We start from the raw sequence: 18,564 nt of genomic DNA, 5'->3' as shown, positions 1-18,564 counted from the left end.
GGTTCTTTTCGCTGACGAAGAGGCCGCGGAGCGGCCAAGAGGCCCGTCCCTACGCAGAGCGTAGGGACGAGAGAAAGATGTTCCGGCCATACCGGGTGTGTCCGGACGATGAGCAAGTATGGGTGGAGGCCCGAGAACGGGCGATTGGCGTGCGACCGGGGCTGTGGGGCGGGGTCGTCCGGAAGCCGAGCTTGCGCCCAGGAGGGAGGTGGTCTAAGATGATTCGCCGGGCCGTCATCTCCATTTCAGCGAAGTCCGGGACGTCCCGCGGCAGACGCTCCGCCTCCGAGAAGGGCTTCCGCAAGTGAGAGTGCCCAGGGAACTTGTGCTGGCCTTCGTCGGGTCCGTGTGGGCGGCGGCCCAGGCCGCGAACGCGCCGTCGGCCGGCAGCACCTCCATTCGCAATGGCTGGGTCACGGTGGCGCCGCCCGAGTTCCAGGGCGCGATCAACAACCCCCTCAAAGGCTTCCGCGACTACAAGAAGAATGGCTACGGCCTCCTGAAGCGCCAGTATATCAGGTGGAATGACATCGAAGTCAGCGCGGAGGACACTGTGGAGCGCATCATCGCCCATACGAACACGATCACTCAAGCCAGGGGCAGGCGCTTCGAGGACCTGAATGTCAAGCTCGTGCCGCGCGTGTATCTCGACTGGGATGGGTCTCCGGGAAAGCAGCACTGGCCCGCCGACTTGCAGACCTTCGACTACGACAGCCCGGCGTTCCAGGAGCGGCTGAGGCGGCTGGTGGCGAAGCTCGGCCAGGCCTGGGACGAGGACCCGCGTGTCTTCGCCGTGCAGATGGGCCTCATCGGCCGCTTTGGCGAGCACCACAATCCCGCGCCGACAGCGGAGCAGCGGCGCCTGCTGGCAGAGGCGTTCCAGAAGGCGTTCAGGCATAAGCCCGTGCTCGTCCGGCACCATGACGCGGAGTTCATGCAGGCCGGGTTCGGCATCTACTACGACACCTTTGCCACCCTCACCCGCGAGCCGCCCGCAGGCCCCAAGGAGCAGTTCCCCTGGCAGGCCACGCACGTGTACCGCGACCTCTGGAAACGCGCTCCCATCGAGGGCGAGGTGGAGTACAACTGGCAGCAGCAACGCGAGAGCGCGAAGCCAGAGGCGACCTTCGGACGCACGCCCGATGAGACGATGAAGGTGCCAGCCTACCGCCGCTACATGCTGGACAAGATCCGCCGCTATCACGCGAGCTACCTCGGCTGGATCAGCGGCTACGACGACTCGGACCGCGAGGTGCTGGCGGGCGCGGCAGAGCTTCAGAAGGCCTTCGGCTACCGTTTCGTGCTCGATGCGGTGAGCTACCCGCGCGCCGTGCAGCCCGGCGGCAAGCTGACCGTGCGGCTGGCCGTGCGGAATACGGGCAGCGCACCGTTCTATCTCGACTGGCCCGTGGCCGTCGCGCTCCTCGATCCCGCGACGAGGAAACCCGTCTGGTCGGCACCACTGGCCGGTGTGGACATTCGCCAGTGGCTGCCCGGCGAGGACTGGGACAGTGCGGCCTTCGCCTATCGCCGCCCCGCCGCGCCGCATCGCGACGAAGGATTCGCCACGCTGCCGGCGGACATCAGGCAGGGGCCATACTTCCTCGCCCTCGCCATCCTGGATCGCCAGGGCGGCATGTTGCCGAGCGCCCGGTTCGCCATCGCGAACTACTTCCGCGGCGGCTGGCATCCGCTCGGCCTCATCGGCATCGGCGAGGCACCGGTGGACGCTGCTTTGGACCAGGTGGCCTTCGACGACCCCGCCTTCGATGACAGCCTCCGTTACACAGTGCCCGAGAGGCTGCTGGCAGTGAAGGCGCCGCCCCTGCCGCCGGTGAGAGCGGCGGCGCCGTGGACTCCCGATCCGCACATCGAACTCATCAACCCCTGGCGCTACTGGGTCCTGAGAACGCAGGGCGACGGCCTGGAGAAACAAATCCTCCCCGACGGCCCCGGCGCCAGCCGCGTCATCCGCGTGACAGGTGACTTCGGCGAAGGCTCCAGCCTCAACTACACCTTCGGCAATGGCGCCAAGCTCGACCCCGGCCGCTATCGCTTCGCCTTCCACGTGCGGGGCACGCCCGGCCAGTCTGTGACGCTTGAGCTGGCGGACGACTGGCGTCGCGTCTCCGCGGAAGCCCAGATTCCATTGACCGAGCAATGGCAAGAGCACGCCATCGAGTTCGAGATCAAGACCAGGTTCAAGGACGAGACCACCCTGCGCTTCAGTCTCCCACGCGGCGTCGAGGGCACCTTCGACCTCGCCAACCCCCGGCTCAAGGTGGCAAGATAGGTGCCCGTCCGGTACAGCACCGGTCCAGCCTCCCCATGCCTTCTGGTGCACGCGAGTTGAACATACGGCGCCGGCCGCGAATCAGCCTGTGGGGTCTGGCGTCGCGGTAGGCATCTCGCTTGTCGAAAACCACCGCAAGCGGGGACGCCTGCGGCTACGCTGGAGGCCCTGGCCGACGCCGCGTGGTTCCGGCCGCTGCAAACAGGCTCGCGGCCGGAGTGGCGAGAACAGCACAGTTTCGCGCCCGGAAAAACGTTGCCGCCGCGCGCGCCATCGGCTACCATAGGGGTAGAAACTGTGCAGGCGACGGCGGACGCCGGTGCCCGAACCAACCTTTGTGGAAAGGGGGGCGCACAATGGAGAAGGCAGGACTCGAGGGGATCATCGCCGCCGATTCGGCGATCTCACACGTGGACGGCCAGGGGGGCCACCTCATCTACCGCGGCTACGAGGTCCAGGACCTCGCGGCGAACTGCACGTTCGAGCAGGTGGCGCATCTCATCTGGCGCGGCGCGCTGCCCACGGCGACGGAACTGGACGCGCTGAAGCGCACGCTCGCCGCCCACCGGCCCCTCTCGGAGCAGATGGCCCACGTGCTCACCGAACTGCCCGCGTCGGCCCCGCCGATGTCGGTGCTGCGCACGTGCGTCTCGATCATCGGCCTCAGCGACCCGCGGGCCGAGAGCCCCGAGGCGGGGGTGAACCTCGAGATCGCCGAGGAACTGACGGCCCAGGTGGCCAGCATCGTGGCCTCGATCCACAGGATTCGCCGCGGCCTGCCGCCCGTGCGCCCCGAGCCGGGCCTCTCGCACGCCGGCAACTTCCTCTACATGCTCACCGGCACGCGCCCCAGCGACCTCTTCGAGCGGGTCTTCGACGACTGCCTCATCCTGCACGTGGACCACGGCTTCAACGCCTCCACCTTCACGGCCCGCGTCATCGCCTCGACCCTCTCCGACCTCTACTCGGCCATCACGGGCGCCATCGGCGCGCTGCGCGGCCCGCTCCACGGCGGCGCCAACCAGCACGTCATGGAGATGCTCGAACAGATCGGCGAACCGGCCAAGGCCGCCGACTACATCAAGGGCCTCCTCGCCGCCAAGAAGAAGGTGATGGGCTTCGGCCACCGCGTCTACAAGACCGGCGACCCGCGCGCCGCCGTCCTGCGCCAGTGGTGCCGCACGCTCGGCGAGAAGCTCGGGCAGACCCGCTGGGCCGACATCTCGGCCACCATCGAAGAGGTCATGGCCAACGAGAAGGGCCTCGACTGCAATGTGGACTTCTACTCGGCCAGCGTGTATCACATGCTGGGCATTCCCAACGACCTCTTCACCCCGATCTTCGCCATCTCGCGCGTCGTGGGCTGGACCGCGCACGTGCTCGAGCAATACGCCAACAACCGCCTCATCCGGCCCCTGAGCAACTACACAGGCCCCCTCGGGCTCCGTGTCGAGGCGCGCTGATTCTGTGCCCAGGCGGCCTGGGCGCGTGCCATCGTCGCCCAGGCGATTCTAGTAGAGCAAATGACCACGCTATACCCAATCGCGATAACGCGCTTGACGCCACCCGCCGAAAAGCCGATAATACGACTCCACTATGGCACAGCAGAGAGCCGGGGTGCTATGTGGGGCGGTCTCTGCGCAGACACGAAGGGTGTAGCGTGGGACTCGACAATCCGCGTCGGCAAAAAGGCGCGCCCGCCAGCGCGCCAGCGTGCGTCAAGAGAACCCTGTCTCTGGAACCCCTGGAACCCCGCGTCCTCCTCAGCGCAGACCTCACGGCAACCGTCAGCGCCATCGCCCCGCCGGCCCAGGTGGTCCCCGGCGACCGAGTCGCCTTCTCCGTCCTGGTGACCAATCAGGGCGACCAGCCGGCCGTCGGCCGCATGGACATCCACCTGTATGCCTCCGCCGACGCGACGCTGGACAAGACGCCCGGGAGCAGCGACGTCCCCGTTGCGGCGCTCGCCCAGCAGGCGGTGAGCCTCGGGCCTGGAATGTCGCGGGCCTACACCGTCTCGCTGGTCATTCCGGCCGATGCCCCGCCCGGCAGCTACTTTGTTCTGGCAGACGTTGATCCTGGGCAGGCTATCCCCGGCGACGACCCGTCGAACAACGTGGCCGCGACCAGCGCCCCCATCGCGCTGGCCCACAGGTTCGGCACATTCGCCGGCAGGACGGGCGTGCGGCTGACGGCCACCGACGCCGACGGTTCGGTGGTGACCTTCGCGCTCAGCGGAGCCGGCTTCGGCGAGCTGGTGGCTGACAACGGGCGGCTCGACGTGGTGTTGACCGGCACCGACGCGGCGTCGGCGCTGACGATTGCGGTCAAGGGCGGCGACGGCCAGTGCACCCTCGGCGCCATCCGGGGCACGCAGGGCACCGAAGCCCTGCGAGGCATCAGCGCCAAGGCCGTGAACCTGGCCGGCGAGGGGATTGACCTCGGCGGGTTCCTCGGGGCGGTGGCCGTCCGCGACCTCGTGAACGGCGCCGACGTGTTGGCCGGCGGCGTGCCCGCCCAGCGGTCCAGCATCGTGGCTCGCGAGATCGGCGACGGCACCACCATAGACATCGGCAGTTCTCTGGCGAGCCTTTCCGCCGCACGAATCGGGCTGGCCGACATCTTCGCCCCGAACATCGCCAGCATCGCAACCAGAGGCGACAAGACCCTGGGCGTTGCCGGCGACTTCGCGGCCGACGTCACGGTCTCGGGCGAGGGGGTGGCCGCGGGCAAGCCTGCCCTCGGCAAGGTGAGCCTGAGCGGAACGTTCCGGGACGGCCTTGTGCTCGTCAACGGGGCCGTGGGGAGCGTGAAGGCCGCGGCCCTCGCGGCCGACGTTTCCGGGCTGTTCTTCGGCATCAGCGCCACGGCCGTGAAGTCGGTCGCCTCCGCCAACCCAGCCTTCGCGTGGGCGCCCAGCGGCGGGGCGGACCAGGCCTGGGGCGATTTCCACGTGATCGTGAGCCCCCAACCCGGCGCCTGGCCCCTGAAGGATGCCGCCTGGGACCTGGACTCGCCCGGCGCCGCGCAGATCGTCGGCTGGCAGGACTTCCAGGGGAACGCCCTCCAGGCCCTGGCGCAGGCCGGCGAGGTCCAGATCGCCGTCAATCCCTGGAAGACCTCGCTGGCCAGGATGGAGAAGATCGTGGAGGCCCGGGGAGGCGCCCTCTTCGCCCTGCTCCCGGCCACGGGCCTCTACTGGGCCAAGGTCACGCCCGGCCAAGAGGCCGCGTTCATCAGCGCCTTGGCAGGCCTCGTGACCTCGGCCTCGCCCAACCTCCTGACGGCTCCGCAGGAGCTCACGATCCCCACCAACTGGTCGGCCGTGGACTCCGCGGTGATCCCCGGGTTGAGCGGCATGGAGACCGGAAACATCGTGCTCGAGGCCGCGGGCAAACCGATGGCCGTGTCGTGGGACCAGAACGGCAAGCCTCTCACGTACTTTCTCCTGACAAGCGACGGCCGTCTCGACACCAACCCCGACGGGAGCTTCAAGGAAACCAGCAACCCCGCGCTCGGGGCCACGCACGCCGATGTGGTGAACTACTACCGCACCAACGGCTACGAGCTATACCAGTCGAACCCCGCGATCACTGCGGCCAACAGCACGGTGGCGATCCCGTCCATTCTCGTGGACGGGGAGGCGAGAACGACTGCCGTGTGCGACATCGCGAGCATCGCAGCCGTCATCCAGCGCGCCGCCGAGCTGGGCCAGCCCGCCACCATCAACCTCTCGTGGGGCAACGGCGAGTACACGCCCGAGGAATGGGCGAGAGACAACCCGCCGCCGGCCCCCGCCGACGGCTGGAAGACCTACAACCAGAGCCTCGCCGAGGTCTACCGCAGCCAGATTGTGGCGATCCTGGAGTCGGGCGTCAGAGGCGTGGCGGACGCCCTGATCATCCACGCGGCCGGCAACGGCTCCACCGACCTGAGTTCCGTGCTGGCCAACGGGCTGAACCTGCACCCCGGGGCCGCGCGGCAGATCATCGAGGTGGGCGCCCTGGATGCCTCCGGCAACATCGCCGGCTACTCCAACTACTCCACCGTCGCGGGAAGCATCCTCTATGTGCCCGTTCCGGCGGCGACGCCGGGCACGTCCTTCGCCGCCCCGCAGGTGCAATATCTCGTGAGTCAGATCCGCGCGAGCCGCCCCGACCTGACCCTCGACCAGATTCGCCAGATTCTCTTCCATCCCGACGTGGCGCCGCTGCGCAACGTGCCGAGGCCCGGCGCGCCCGGGCAGCAGATCGCCGTCCCCGTCATCGAAGACCCCTGCGACCCCGATGTGCTTCAGGCGGCCCTGGACGTGGCGAACGCCATCGCGCCGCCCGCCGGCTTCACCGTGGCCCCGACCACGGGGCTCGTCACCACCGAGGCGGGCGGGAAGGCCACGTTCACCGTCGCGCTCAACTCGCAGCCGACCGCCAATGTCACGGTCTCGTTCGCAAGCTCCGACCCCACCGAGGGCCTGGCTCCGAAGAAAGCCCTCGTTTTCACGCCCCTGAACTGGAACCTGCCCCAGACCGTGACGGTGACGGGCGTGGACGACCGCCTCATTGATGGCGACCAGCCGTACACCATCGTGCTCCTGCCCGCCGTGAGCGCCGACCCCGTCTACAACGGCCTCGACCCCGCAGACGTGGCCCTGGTCAACCGCGACAACGAGCAGGGCAACCTGGCCATCAGCCTCGACCCGCCCATCATCGAGGTGACGTACCAGGACCAGTACTGGGTGGACTACGCAGTCAGGTTCTCGGGCACGGCTTCCGGTCCCGTGCTGTCGCTCTTCGGCTTCGGCGAGAACTACGTCGTGTGGGACTTCACGATGAACGGCTGGACAGGCAAGGGCGAGGCCGGGGCGGGCCCCTTCTATCGGGAGCAGGGCGACCCTGCGTCCACCCGCTTCTCTTTCCACACCGAACATCATCTGCGACGCACCGCGCTGCCCCAGGTGGTCACGGTGGAGGTCTCCCTGAACTACTTCGACCTGGACACCTTCGAGCTGGTGGAGAGCGTGAAAGCCAGCGCAACGGTCACGCTTTCGTAGCCCGGGGGCTCTGCCGCGCGGCCGGCCCTGCCCGCCGCGCGGCGCGTGCGGGCGGCGCGGGTGGGGCGTCAGGCCTGGAAGTCGGCCTTCTCGAGAATCTCCCGGATGCGTTGCAGGAAGCGTGCGGCAGCCGCCCCATCCACGATGCGGTGATCGTAGGAGAGGGAGAGGAACATCCGCTTGCGGATGGCGATGCCGTTGTTGATGACCGCGGGCACCTCGGCGATGCGGCCGGTGGCGAGGATGGCCGCCTGCGGCTGATGGATGATCGGCGTGGAGAGCACGGCGCCGAAGACGCCCGGGTTCGTGATCGTGAAGGTGCCGCCCGAGAGGTCGCCCGGGGCGATCTTGCCCGCGCGCGCCTTCTCGGCGAGCGTCTGCGCCGCGCGCGCCAACTCCACGAGCGACAGGCGATCGGCGTCCTTGATCACCGGCACGACGAGGCCGTTCTCCACGGCCACGGCCACGCCCAGGTGGATGCGGTACTTCAGCAGAATGCCCTTGTCGGTCCACTCGGCGTTCAGCTCAGGATGGTCCCTCAGGGCGCGGGCGACGGCGCTGAGGACGAAGGGGGTGTAGGTGAGCTTGACGCCCTGCTCGCCGAAGGCGGCGCGCCACTCGTCCTTCAGGGCCGCCACCGCGGTCATGTCGGCCTCGGCCACGGTGGTGACGTGGGGCGCGACTGTCTTGCTGCGCACCATGTGCTCAGCGATGGCCCGCCGCATGGGCGTGAGGGGCACGAGTTCCTGGTCCACGTCGGGTGTCCGCGGCTTCGCGGCAGCTGCCTCGGGCGGCGCGGGGGCGGCCGGGGCGGGCTGGAGCGCGCGCTCCACGTCCTCGCGCGTGATGCGGCCGAGACGGCCCGTGCCCTGGACGGTGCGAAGGTCCACCCCGGATTCCCGGGCGAAGCGGCGAACGGCGGGGGAGGCGTAGACGCCCAGCGCGCCGGTCTCCAACGGCGTTTCGGCGGCGCCGGCGGCCGGCGCTTCCTTCAGCGCAGGCGGCTCGGGTGCCGGCTTGGGCGGCTCGGGCGGCGCAGGGGCCGCAGGCTTCGGGGGCGGCGCAGGCCGGGCCGCCGGCGCCGGACGCGCCTGTGGTGTCGGCTTGGGGGCGGGAGCCGGCTCCTCGGCGGGCTTCTCGCCCTTTGCGCCGACGATGGCGACCCGCTCGCCGACCTTGACCATCTGGCCCTCTCGCGCGAGGGCCTCCAGCAGCACGCCGGCGGAAGGGGAGGGGACCTCGACGGTGATCTTGTCGGTCTCGATCTCGACCAGGGGCTCGTCCGCTTCCACGGGGTCGCCCGGGCGCTTGAGCCAGGCGAGGACCTTGCCCTCGACCACCGATTCGCCCATGTGCGGCATCACGACGTCAGTTGGCATGGGGCGGGTTCCTCACGTATCGGACCGAAGGGCTTTGCGGACGGCGGCGATGATTTTCTCGGGGTTCGGCAGGTGCGCCTGCTCGAGCACGGGGGCGAAGGGGATCGGGGTGTCCTGGCTGCCGACCCGCACGATGGGGCCGTCGAGCGAGTCGAGCGCCTCCTCGGCCAGGAGAGCGGCCAGCTCGGCCCCGAAGCCGCAGCGGAGCCAGTCCTCGTGCACGATCACGGCGTGGCTGGTCTTCCGCACGGTGTTGAGCACGGCCGGCTTGTCGAGGGGCACGAGGCTGCGGAGGTCGAGCACCTCGGCGCTCACGCCGTCCTTCTCCAGCGCCTCGGCGGCGGCGAGCGCGTGGTGGACGGCGGAGCCGTAGGCGATCACGCTCACGTCGTGCCCCTCGCGCACCAGGCGGGCCTGGCCGAGGGGCGTCGCCCAGTCGCCCTCGGGCACCTCGCCCTTGATGCGGCGATAGAGGTACTTGTTCTCGAAGTAGAGCACGGGGTCGTCGTCGCGGATGGCGGCCTTGAGCAGGCCCTTCGCGTCGTCGGGGAAGGCGGGAGCGACGATCTTGAGGCCGGGCGTGTGGCAGAACCAGCCCTCGGGGTTCTGCGAGTGATAGGGCCCGCCGCGCACGCCGCCGCCCGAGGGCGCGCGCACGACGATGGGGCAGCTCACCCGCCCGTCGTAGCGGTAGCGGAGGGTGCCCGCCTGGTTGCAGATCTGGTCGAAGCCGCACGAGATGAAGTCGGCGAACTGCATCTCGGCCACGGGGCGGAAGCCCAGGAGGGCCGCGCCGATCGCGGCGCCGACGATGAGCGACTCGCTGATCGGGGTGTCGAGGCAGCGGTAGAAGCCGAACTTCTCGACGAAGCCCTTTGTGATCCCGAAGGCGCCGCCGTAGGCCCCCACGTCCTCGCCAAGGATGAAGACCCGCTCGTCGCGCTCCATCTCCTCGCGGAGAGCGTCGGAAATGGCTTGGATGTATGTGATCTCTGGCATTGGCCTACTCCGCTGCCTGCGACGGGCCGAAGACATTGGTGGCTGCGTCTTCTGCCGTGGGTTCAGGGCTCTTCTCCGCGAAGTCCACCGCGTCAGCGACGACGGCTTTCGCTTGCTCCGCGACCTGCTGGCGGGTTTCATCGGTAAGCAGGCGCTTCTCGCGCAGGTAGACCTCGAAGCGGGGGATCGGGTCGCGGCTCTTCCACTCGATGAACTCCTCCTCGGTGCGGTACATGGCCACATCGTGCTCGCTGTGGCCGTGCCAGCGGTAGGTCATGCACTCGACGAGGGTGGCGCCGGCGCCCGTGCGCGCGCGATAGAGCGCCTCGCGCATCGTCTTCCACACGGCCAGGATGTCGTTGCCGTCCACCACCTTGCCGGCAAAGCCGTAGCCCAGGGCGCGGTCGGCCAAGCTCTCGCAGGCCATCTGGAGGTGGAGCGGGGTGGAGTAGGCGTAGTGGTTGTTCTCGCACACGAAGATGCAGGGGAGGCGGTGGACGCCCGCGAAGTTGAGCGCCTCGTGAAAGTCGCCGCGCGCGGCCGCCCCCTCGCCGAAGTAGCTCACGGCCACGTGCGGCTGTTTACGCATCTTGAAGGCCAGCGCCGCGCCGGTGGTCACGCAGATCTGCGCGCCCAGCATGCTGGTGGTGCCGAACACGTTCAGCTCGGGCTCGCCCGCGTGAAGCGCCGAATCCTTGCCGCCCGAGAGCCCGGTCTTGCGGCCGTAGAGCTGGGCCATGATGGCCCGCGGCGACACGCCCTTGACGAGGAAGACGCCCGTGTCGCGGTGCGCCGGGGCCACGAAGTCCTCGTCCTCCAGGCCGTAGCAGGTGCCCACGCAGATCGCCTCCTGCCCGATGCCGGAGAACACGCCCGCCTGCACGCGCCCCTGCTTGTAGAGGGTGGAGACCCGCTCCTCGAACGTGCGGCTGAGGACCATGTAGTAGTACAGATCAAGCAGTTCGCCTGGGCGGAGTTCCACGGCTCACCCTTCCTGTTCGTCGTCGCGGAACACACGGATGCTGGCGTCGCGCGGCAGGGCCAGGCCGGCCGCCACCTCGAGGGCCTTGAAGATGCCCGGGGGCACAGGGCAGGCCAGATGGGGCAGTTCGCGGCACAGGTCGGAGATCTGGGACTTCTTGGCGCCGCCGGGCTGGTCGCACGGGCCGACCTCGGTGTAGGCGTCGAGCGTGAGGGCCTCGAGACGCTTGCGGATGCGCAGCACGTCGGGGCATTGGCTCTCGACCTTCAGGCGCACGTGCCGGCCGTCGGCGCTGGCCGCGCGCACCAGGGTCCTGAATCCACAGATGCCGGCATAGATTTCGGACCGCGCCATTCGTTCACTCCTGGAGCTTCCGGCAGACGGCGTCGGCGACCTCGCGGGTCGTAGCCGTGCCGCCGAGGTCAGGCGTCAGCGACGCCGGGTCGGGAAGAATCGCGTCCACGGCCGCCTCCACGCGTTCGGCCTCGCGTGTTCTGCCCAGGTGCCGCAGCATCAGGGCGGCGGTGAGGATGGCGGCGAGCGGGTTGGCGCGGCCCGTGCCCGCGATGTCGGGTGCGGAACCGTGCACGGCCTCGAACACGGCGCAGCCGTCGCCCACGTTCATCCCGGCCGCCAGGCCGATGCCGCCCACGAGGCCGGCACACAGGTCCGACACGAGGTCGCCCACCAGGCTGTCGGTGAGCAACACGTCGAAGCGCGACGGGTCGGTGACGAGCTGGAGGCAGGCGTTGTCGAGCAGGAGCTCCTCGAAGGCGACATCGGGATAGCTCTTCGCGGCCTCGCGCGCGCAGGCCAGGAACAGGCCGTCGGTGAGCTTCATGATGTTGGCCTTGTGAAGCACGGTCACTCGGCGGCGGCCCCAGCGGCGGGCGAAGTCGAACGCGAAGGCCGCGATGCGGCGGCTGGCCACCTCGGTGGTGACCTTGACGGTTTCGACGATGCCGGGCAGCAGCTCGTGCTCGATGCCAGCGTAGAGGCCCTCGGTGTTCTCGCGCACGACCACGATGTCCACGCCCGCGTAACGCGAGGCGAGACCGGGGCGGTTCCTGGCCGGGCGCACGCCCGCGTAGAGCGCCAGCTTCTTGCGCAGCGCCACATTCACGCTGCGGAAGCCGCAGCCGACGGGCGTGGTGACCGGCCCCTTGAGCGCGATGTGGTTGCGGCGCACGGAGTCCAGCAACGCCTCCGGCAGGAACTCGCCCGTCTCGTTGCAGGCCGGTTGCCCGGCGGGATAGCGCTCCCAGCGCACGTCGGGGCACAGGGTCTCGACCACGCGCACAGCGGCCTCGATGACCTCAGGCCCGATGCCGTCGCCTGGGATGAGGGTGATCGGGGTGGTGCTCATGTCAATCCAGCTTCAGCCTGCCATGCTTCCTGATGTGTTCGACCAGGCCGCCATCGGCAATGATGTGCCGCATCACGGCCGGCAGCGGTGGCGTGGCGGTTTCCGTCCCCTTCGTGAGGTTCCTCACCACGCCCGTGGCGAGGTCCACTTCCAGCTCGTCGCCTTCGCTGATCGAGTCGGTGTCCAGAATGAGCGCGGGGAGGCCCACGTTGACGCAGTTTCGGAAGAAGATGCGCGCGAAGCCCTTGGCGAGCACGGCGCCGACGCCGCAGAGCTTGATGACGATGGGCGCGTGCTCGCGGCTGGAGCCCTGGCCGAAGTTGCGCCCGCCGACCACGAAGTCGCCCTTCTGAACCTTCGAGGCGAACTCGGGCCGCGCGTCCTCCAGGCAGTGCTTCGCGAGCTCGGGCAGATTGGACCGCAGGTGGAACAGGCGGCCGGGGGCGATGTGGTCGGTGCTGATTCCGTCGCCGAACTTCCAGGCTTTGCCTTTGATGATCATTGGTTGCCCCTGTTCAGGTCGGAGGCGAGCGGAGAGGGGATGAATGGATGGGTGGAGGAGTGGATGAATGAGAAGAGCAAGCTGCGGAAGCCCAGGCTCTCCCGTTCTTCCTCCCTTTCATCCAACCATCCATTCATCCAATCATCCTCTCACAAGGCATCCGAGAACTCTCTCGGGTCAGTGAGCCTCCCCGTGACCGCTGACGCCGCGGCAGTGGCCGGCGACACCAGGTAGATGAAGGCGTTGGGGTTGCCCATTCGCCCCCGGAAGTTGCGGTTCTGGGTCGAGATGCACACCTCGCCGTCGGCCAGCACGCCCTCGTGCACGCCCACGCAGGCGCCGCAGCCCGGGCCGGTCACCACGCCGCCGACCTCCATGAGGGTCGCGAATGTGCCGTCGGCCAACCCGTCCAGGTAGACCTTGCGCGAGCCGGGCGTGGCGATGAGGCGCACGCCGGGCGCGAGCCTTTTTCCCCTCAGAATGCGCGCGGCGATCTGGAAGTCCTCCAGCCGCCCGCACGTCGAGGTGCCGATGAACACCTGGTCCACCTTCACTTCGTCCTTCACGTCCTCGACGGCGCACACGTTGTCCACGAAGTGCGGCTTGGCGACCATCGGGCGGAGGGCGTTGACGTCGAAGGCCTCGATCCGCTCGTAGATGGCATCGGGGTCGGCGCGGAGGATGCGGAACTTGTCGCCGCGGCCGGCGGCTTCGAGGTACTGGCGGGTCGTCTCGTCGGGCGGCACGAGGCCCACCTTGGCGCCGCACTCGACGGCCATGTTGGCGAGCGACATCCGGCCGGCCATCGAGAGCGATTCGATGGCGTCGCCGAGGAACTCGAGGGCCTTGTACGTCGCGCCGTCCGCCCGCAGGCGGCCGATGATGTCGAGCATCAGGTCCTTGGCGTACACGCCCCTGTGGAAGCGGCCGGTGCAGTCGAGGCGGAAGGTCTCGGGCACGCGCATCCAGGTCTGACCGAAGGCGAAGGCCACGGCGATGTCGGTGGAGCCCATGCCGGTGGCGAAGGCGCCGAGCGCGCCCGTGGTGCAGGTGTGCGAGTCGGCGCCCAGCACCACGTCGCCCGGGTTCACATAGCGCTCGGCGGCCACCGTGTGCGAGATGCCGTTGCCGATGTCCGACAGGATCGCGCCTGTGCGGCGGCAGAAGTCGCGCAGAAACTTGTGGTCGTTCGACAGCTCGAGGCGCGGGCTGGGCGAGGCGTGGTCGAGGAAGACCGCGCACTTGGCCGGGTCGAAGAGCTTCTCTACTCCCATCGCGGCGAGTTGTCGCACGGTGAGGGGCCCCGTGCCGTCCTGCACGTAGGTGAAATCCACATTCACCACGGCGTACTGGCCAGCCTTGACCTCGTGGCCCGCGTGCTCGCTGAGGATCTTTTCGGCAATGGTCTTGCCCATGGCATTCCCCCTTTACTCGGGCGCGACGCCGGCCTCTTTCGCCTGGCGCTGGAGGAAGAGGATCGCCCGCATCGGGCGGCAGTCCTTGGGGCACACCTTCACGCAGTTGGCGTGGCGGTCGCAGGCGAACACGCCGCCCGGCTCGCAGGCGCGCCGCAGGCGCTCCGCAACGTCGGGCGCCTGGGGATGGTGGATGCGCTTGTAGGCGGCCAGGCACGTGGCGGGGCCGACGAAGCTGGGGTCCTCGCGCCGCTTCGGGCAGTCGGAGAAGCAGCTCTGGCACATGATGCAGTCGGTCGAGCGCTGGAACTGGTCGCGGTCGGTGCGGCTCATCAGTCCCTCGAGCGTGTAGGGCTCGTGCGCGTCGCGCCCGCCGGGGTCGAGCCAGGGCAGGATGCTGCGCAGCGACGCGAAGAACGGCCCCTGGTCCACCACCAGGTCCTTGAGCACCGGGCTGTTGAGCAGCGGCTCGAGCACGATGGGCCTGGTGGTGTCGAGGCTGGCGATCTGCGTCTTGCACGCGAGGGCCGCCGCGCCGTTGATCCGCATCGCGCACGAGCCGCAGATGGCGCCGCGGCAACTGTAGCGGAAGGCCAGCGTGCCGTCCTGGGTCTCCTGGATGCTGTGGAGCGCGTGGAGGACCACGTCACCCTGGCCCCATTCGGCCTCGAACTCCTGCCAGAAGGGCTCGGGCGAGACGTCGGGATTGAGCCTGCGGATGCGGAAGGTGGCGGTTGGCATCAGTACTTCACCTCCGCTTGAGGGGTGATGTCTTCAATCGTCACGGCTTTGTAACTCAGGGCCATGCTCCCGTCGGGGGCCCGGCGGGCGAGGGTGTGCTTGAGGAAGCGCTCGTTGTCGAGCCTCTCGAAGTCGTTGCGGTAGTGGCAGCCGCGGCTCTCCTCGCGGCGGATCGCGCCGGCGGCGCACATCCAGGCCACGTCGAGCATGGCCTCGAGCTGGAGGACCAGGAACAGGTCGTGGTTGAAGGTGCGCCCCTTGTCCTGCACGGCAACGCGCTCGGCCCGTTCACGGAGGGCGAGGATTTCGTCGAGGCCCTGGCTCATCAGTTCGCGGTTGCGGAAGAGGCCGAAGCTGCGGCGCATGGCGGCCTCCATCGCGGTACGGACCGCCACGGGGCGCTCGCCGCCTTCGCGGCGGAGGATGCCCATGAGGCGGGCGTGCTCGTCCCGCGCCGCCGCGTCAGTGGGCGGGCCGCCGGGGCGCGATGCGGCGGCGATGGTTCGCCCGGCCCGGCGGCCGTAGACGACGGCCTCGAGCAGCGAGTTGCCGCCCAGGCGGTTGGCGCCGTGCACGCTGACGCAGGCGGCCTCGCCCGCGGCGAAGAGGCCGGGGCATTCGGTGCGGCAGTCGGTGTCGGTGGCGATGCCGCCCATCGTGTAGTGCACGGTCGGGCGAACGGGGATCGGCTCCTTCACAGGGTCCACGCCGCCGAAGGCGATGGCGATCTCGCGAATCTGCGGCAGGCGGGCCGCGATCTTCTCCTCGCCCAGGTGGCGGAGGTCCAGGTGCACGTAGCCGCCCGAGCCCGGGAAGCCGCGGCCCTCGTTGATCTCGGTCTGGATCGCGCGGGCCACCTGGTCGCGGGGGGCCAGCTCCATGAACTTCGGGGCGTAGCGCTCCATGAAGCGCTCGCCCTTGGCGTTCACCAGGTAGGCGCCCTCGCCACGGCAGCCCTCGGTCATCAGGATGCCGTTGAGGAGGCCCGTGGGGTGAATCTGGAAGAACTCCATGTCCTCGACGGGCAACCCTGCCCGCCAGGCCATGGCCACGCCGTCGCCGGTGTTAATGAGCGCGTTGGAGCTCTGCCCATAGACGCGCCCCGCGCCGCCGGTGGCGATGAGGATAGCCGGCGCGGCGAACGCGCGCACCGCGCCGCCGCAAACGTCCCACGCCACCAGGCTCGGCCAGCCGCCCTGGCCCGGAACGAGGCGGGTGACGCAGAACTCCTCGTAGACGGTGATGCCGCGCCGCTGGACCTGTTCGTAGAGGGTGTGGAGCAGGTCGTGGCCGGTCTTGTCGGCGGCGTAGCAGGTGCGGTCGCGCCGCTGGCCGCCGAAGGGCCGCTGGGCGAGGAGCCCGTCGGACGTGCGGCTGAAGGGCACGCCGCAGGCGGCCAGCCACCAGATGGCGTCGGGGGCCTCGCGGCAAAGCACGGTCACCGCGTCCTGGTCGGCCAGCCAGGCCGAGCCCTTGATGGTGTCGAAGCGGTGGTCGCGCCAGTCGTCGTCGGGGCGGATGGCCGCGTTGATGCCGCCCTGCGCCGCCTGGGAATGCGACCGCAAGGGGTGGACCTTCGACAGGATGGCCACGCGGGCCCCCGCGTCGTGGGCTTCGATGGCGGCCGCCATGCCGGCGAGACCGCTGCCGATGATGAGCGCATCGTGGGTCGTCACGCCTTCACACAGCTTCACAGTCGGCGCCCTTTCAACAGGCTTTGGAGTGTCTCGCCGATGCGGGCGGGGTTATCAGCCACGCGCACGCCGGCGTCGGTGAGCGCGCGAATCTTCTCGTCCGCCGTGCCCGCCGAGCCGGCCACAATGGCCCCCGCGTGCCCCATGCGCTTGCCCGGCGGGGCCGTGCGGCCGGCGATGAAAGCGGCCACAGGCTTGGTCATGCGCGTACGGATGAACTCCGCCACCTCCTCCTCGGCACTGCCGCCGATCTCGCCGATCAGCACCACGGCCGCCGTGTGGTCATCGCGCTCGAAGAGCTCCAGAACGTCCACGAACGAGCTGCCGACGATCGGGTCGCCGCCGATGCCGACGGCGGTGGACTGGCCGAGGCCCAGGCACGAGAGTTGCCAGATCGCCTCGTAGGTGAGCGTGCCGCTTCGCGAGACCACGCCGATTGGGCCGGGCGTGAGAATCCGCTCGGGGATGATCCCGAGCTTGCAGTCGGGCGGCGTGGCCAGGCCGGGGCAGTTCGGGCCGATCACCCGCACGCCGCGTTCGCGCGCATAGGCTCTCGCCCGGGCCATGTCCAGGGCGGGAATGCCCTCGGTGATGCACACGACGAGCGCCACCCGCGCGTCCGCGGCCTCCATCATCGCGTCGGCCGCGAACGGCGCGGGCACGAAGATCACCGAGGCGTTCGCGCCAGTCGCAGCGACGGCCTGGGCCATCGTGTCGAACACGGGCACTCCCTCCACCGTCTCGCCGCCCTTGCCCGGGGTGACGCCGGCGACGACTTGCGTGCCGTAGCCCGCCATCCGCCGCGCGTGGAAGGCGCCCGCGTGGCCGGTGATGCCTTGGACGACGGCGCGGGTGGAGGAGTCGGCGAGGATGCCCATAGTGTCTCCGTGCGCCGGTGAGCACGCCCTACCGTGCCAGCTCCACGGCCTTGGCGGCCGCCTCGTCGAGGGACGCGGCCGACACGATGGCCAGGCCCGACTCGGCGAGGGCCTGGCGGCCCCTTTCCACGTTGTTGCCCTCGAGGCGCACGACCAGGGGCACGCGCAGCTCGGTGCGCTTCGCGGCCTCGAGGATGCCCTCGGCGATCAGGTCGCACCGCACGATGCCGCCGAAGATGTTCACGAGGATCGCCCGCACACGGGCGTCCTGGCACAGGATGCGGAAGGCGGCAGCCACCTTCTCCGCCGTGGCCGCGCCGCCCACGTCGAGGAAATTGGCCGGCTCGCCGCCGTGCAGGCGAATGAGGTCCATCGTCGCCATCGCCAGCCCGGCGCCGTTTACCAGGCAGGCCACCGAACCGTCCATGCCCACGTAGCTGAGGTCGAAGCGCTGGGCTTCCACCTCGCGCGGGTCCTCCTGGGCCGTGTCGCGCAGGTCGGCCAAGTCCGGGTGGCGGCTGAGGGCGTTGTCGTCGAAGGTCATCTTCACATCGGCGGCCACGAAGCGCCCGTCGCCGCACAGCGCCAGCGGGTTCAGCTCGATGAGCGAGCAGTCGCAATTTACGAAGGTGCCGGCCAGCGCCAACAGCAGCTTCGTCATGGCGCCCAGGTGCTCGCGCGGCAGACCGAGGCCGGCGAACAGCTTGCGGGCCTGGAAAGGCATCAGCCCGGTGAGCGGGTTGCCGTATTCGCGCAGCACGGCGCCCGGCTCGGCGGCCGCGAGCGCCTCGATCTCCACGCCGCCGCGGGCGGCCGCGATGACCATGGGGCAGCCGCGAGAGCGGTCCAGGCACACGCCCACGTAGCACTCGCGCGCCACGTCGAGGGCCTCCTCGACCAGCACCTTGTCTACGCGGCGCCCACGCGGGCCGGTTTGCTTCGTGACGAGCGTGGAGCCGAGCAGGCGCCGCGCGGCGTCCTCGGCCTCGGAGCGGCTGGCGACGCGCAGGATTCCGCCCGCCTTGCCGCGGCCGCCCGCGTGAATCTGGGCCTTCACCACTGCCTGCTCGCGGTGCAGCGCCTCGTAGGCGTCGCCGGCGTGCTGGGCGCTGAGGGCCACGCGCCCCACGGGCACGGCAATGCCGTGCCGGGTCAGCACCGCCTTCGCTTGGTACTCGTGGATGTACACCCGGCGCTCCCTCGCGCACAACCGCCTCGCCGCCTCGCGCGCATTATAGGGCAAGCGGCGCGCGGAATCAACGAGC

General features: G+C 69.5%; 14 protein-coding genes. 3 read left to right on the top strand and 11 right to left on the bottom strand.

Annotation, left to right across the window (positions count from 1 at the left end; translation table 11 throughout):
* The first annotated feature begins 304 nt into the window (after nt 1-304).
* From PLE19_03165 to PLE19_03155, 3 genes are all read left to right on the top strand, one after another.
* Entirely contained in the window at nt 305-2,293 is a 1,989-nt protein-coding gene (locus tag PLE19_03165) for a DUF4832 domain-containing protein (protein HPD13917.1), read from the top strand.
* 356 nt (nt 2,294-2,649) lie between these two features.
* The gene (locus PLE19_03160) at nt 2,650-3,756 is read left to right on the top strand and encodes a citrate/2-methylcitrate synthase (GenBank protein HPD13916.1); all 1,107 of its coding nucleotides are present in this window, start codon (nt 2,650-2,652) and stop codon (nt 3,754-3,756) included.
* Between the two features lie 197 nt (nt 3,757-3,953).
* On the top strand, nt 3,954-7,343 hold the full coding sequence (locus PLE19_03155; GenBank protein HPD13915.1) for a S8 family serine peptidase: 3,390 nt from the start codon (nt 3,954-3,956) through the stop codon (nt 7,341-7,343).
* Nucleotides 7,344-7,411: 68 nt separating this feature from the next.
* Here PLE19_03155 and PLE19_03150 read toward each other — a convergent pair whose 3' ends face one another.
* The 11 genes from PLE19_03150 to sucC all read right to left on the bottom strand — a co-directional run bounded on the left by PLE19_03150 (nt 7,412) and on the right by sucC (nt 18,488).
* Nucleotides 7,412-8,722 carry a dihydrolipoamide acetyltransferase family protein gene (locus PLE19_03150; protein ID HPD13914.1) on the bottom strand — a complete coding sequence of 437 codons (1,311 nt, stop codon included), beginning with the start codon at nt 8,720-8,722 and terminating at the stop codon, nt 7,412-7,414.
* Between the two features lie 12 nt (nt 8,723-8,734).
* Complete coding sequence (locus PLE19_03145) at nt 8,735-9,721, bottom strand: alpha-ketoacid dehydrogenase subunit beta (GenBank protein HPD13913.1); 987 nt, start codon at nt 9,719-9,721, stop codon at nt 8,735-8,737.
* A 4-nt stretch (nt 9,722-9,725) separates the two neighbouring features.
* Nucleotides 9,726-10,703 carry a thiamine pyrophosphate-dependent dehydrogenase E1 component subunit alpha gene (locus PLE19_03140; GenBank protein ID HPD13912.1) on the bottom strand — a complete coding sequence of 326 codons (978 nt, stop codon included), beginning with the start codon at nt 10,701-10,703 and terminating at the stop codon, nt 9,726-9,728.
* A 3-nt stretch (nt 10,704-10,706) separates the two neighbouring features.
* On the bottom strand, nt 10,707-11,057 hold the full coding sequence (locus PLE19_03135; protein HPD13911.1) for a hypothetical protein: 351 nt from the start codon (nt 11,055-11,057) through the stop codon (nt 10,707-10,709).
* Nucleotides 11,058-11,061: 4 nt separating this feature from the next.
* On the bottom strand, nt 11,062-12,069 hold the full coding sequence (locus PLE19_03130) for an isocitrate/isopropylmalate dehydrogenase family protein (GenBank protein ID HPD13910.1): 1,008 nt from the start codon (nt 12,067-12,069) through the stop codon (nt 11,062-11,064).
* Between the two features lies 1 nt (nt 12,070).
* The gene (locus tag PLE19_03125; GenBank protein HPD13909.1) at nt 12,071-12,571 is read right to left on the bottom strand and encodes a 3-isopropylmalate dehydratase small subunit; all 501 of its coding nucleotides are present in this window, start codon (nt 12,569-12,571) and stop codon (nt 12,071-12,073) included.
* Nucleotides 12,572-12,720: 149 nt separating this feature from the next.
* A complete protein-coding gene (locus PLE19_03120; protein ID HPD13908.1) occupies nt 12,721-13,986 on the bottom strand; it encodes a 3-isopropylmalate dehydratase large subunit in 1,266 nt (421 codons plus the stop codon).
* A 12-nt stretch (nt 13,987-13,998) separates the two neighbouring features.
* The gene (locus tag PLE19_03115) at nt 13,999-14,727 is read right to left on the bottom strand and encodes a succinate dehydrogenase/fumarate reductase iron-sulfur subunit (GenBank protein HPD13907.1); all 729 of its coding nucleotides are present in this window, start codon (nt 14,725-14,727) and stop codon (nt 13,999-14,001) included.
* Nucleotides 14,727-16,421, bottom strand: a complete 1,695-nt coding sequence (locus PLE19_03110) for an FAD-binding protein (GenBank protein ID HPD13906.1) — start codon at nt 16,419-16,421, stop codon at nt 14,727-14,729. The genes PLE19_03115 and PLE19_03110 overlap by 1 nt, the downstream gene beginning before the upstream one ends.
* Nucleotides 16,418-17,299, bottom strand: coding sequence for a succinate--CoA ligase subunit alpha (gene sucD, locus PLE19_03105; GenBank protein ID HPD13905.1), 882 nt, complete (start codon nt 17,297-17,299; stop codon nt 16,418-16,420). Before sucD ends, PLE19_03110 begins: the two co-directional genes overlap by 4 nt.
* A 28-nt stretch (nt 17,300-17,327) precedes the next feature.
* On the bottom strand, nt 17,328-18,488 hold the full coding sequence (gene sucC / locus PLE19_03100) for an ADP-forming succinate--CoA ligase subunit beta (protein ID HPD13904.1): 1,161 nt from the start codon (nt 18,486-18,488) through the stop codon (nt 17,328-17,330).
* Nucleotides 18,489-18,564 lie beyond the last annotated feature (76 nt).

The sequence above is a fragment of the Planctomycetota bacterium genome, from assembly GCA_035384565.1.
Classification (GTDB): Bacteria; Planctomycetota; PUPC01; order DSUN01; family DSUN01; genus DAOOIT01.
Note: the sequence above shows the minus strand (reverse complement) of the source record. Positions and strands in the feature narration are given on the sequence as shown.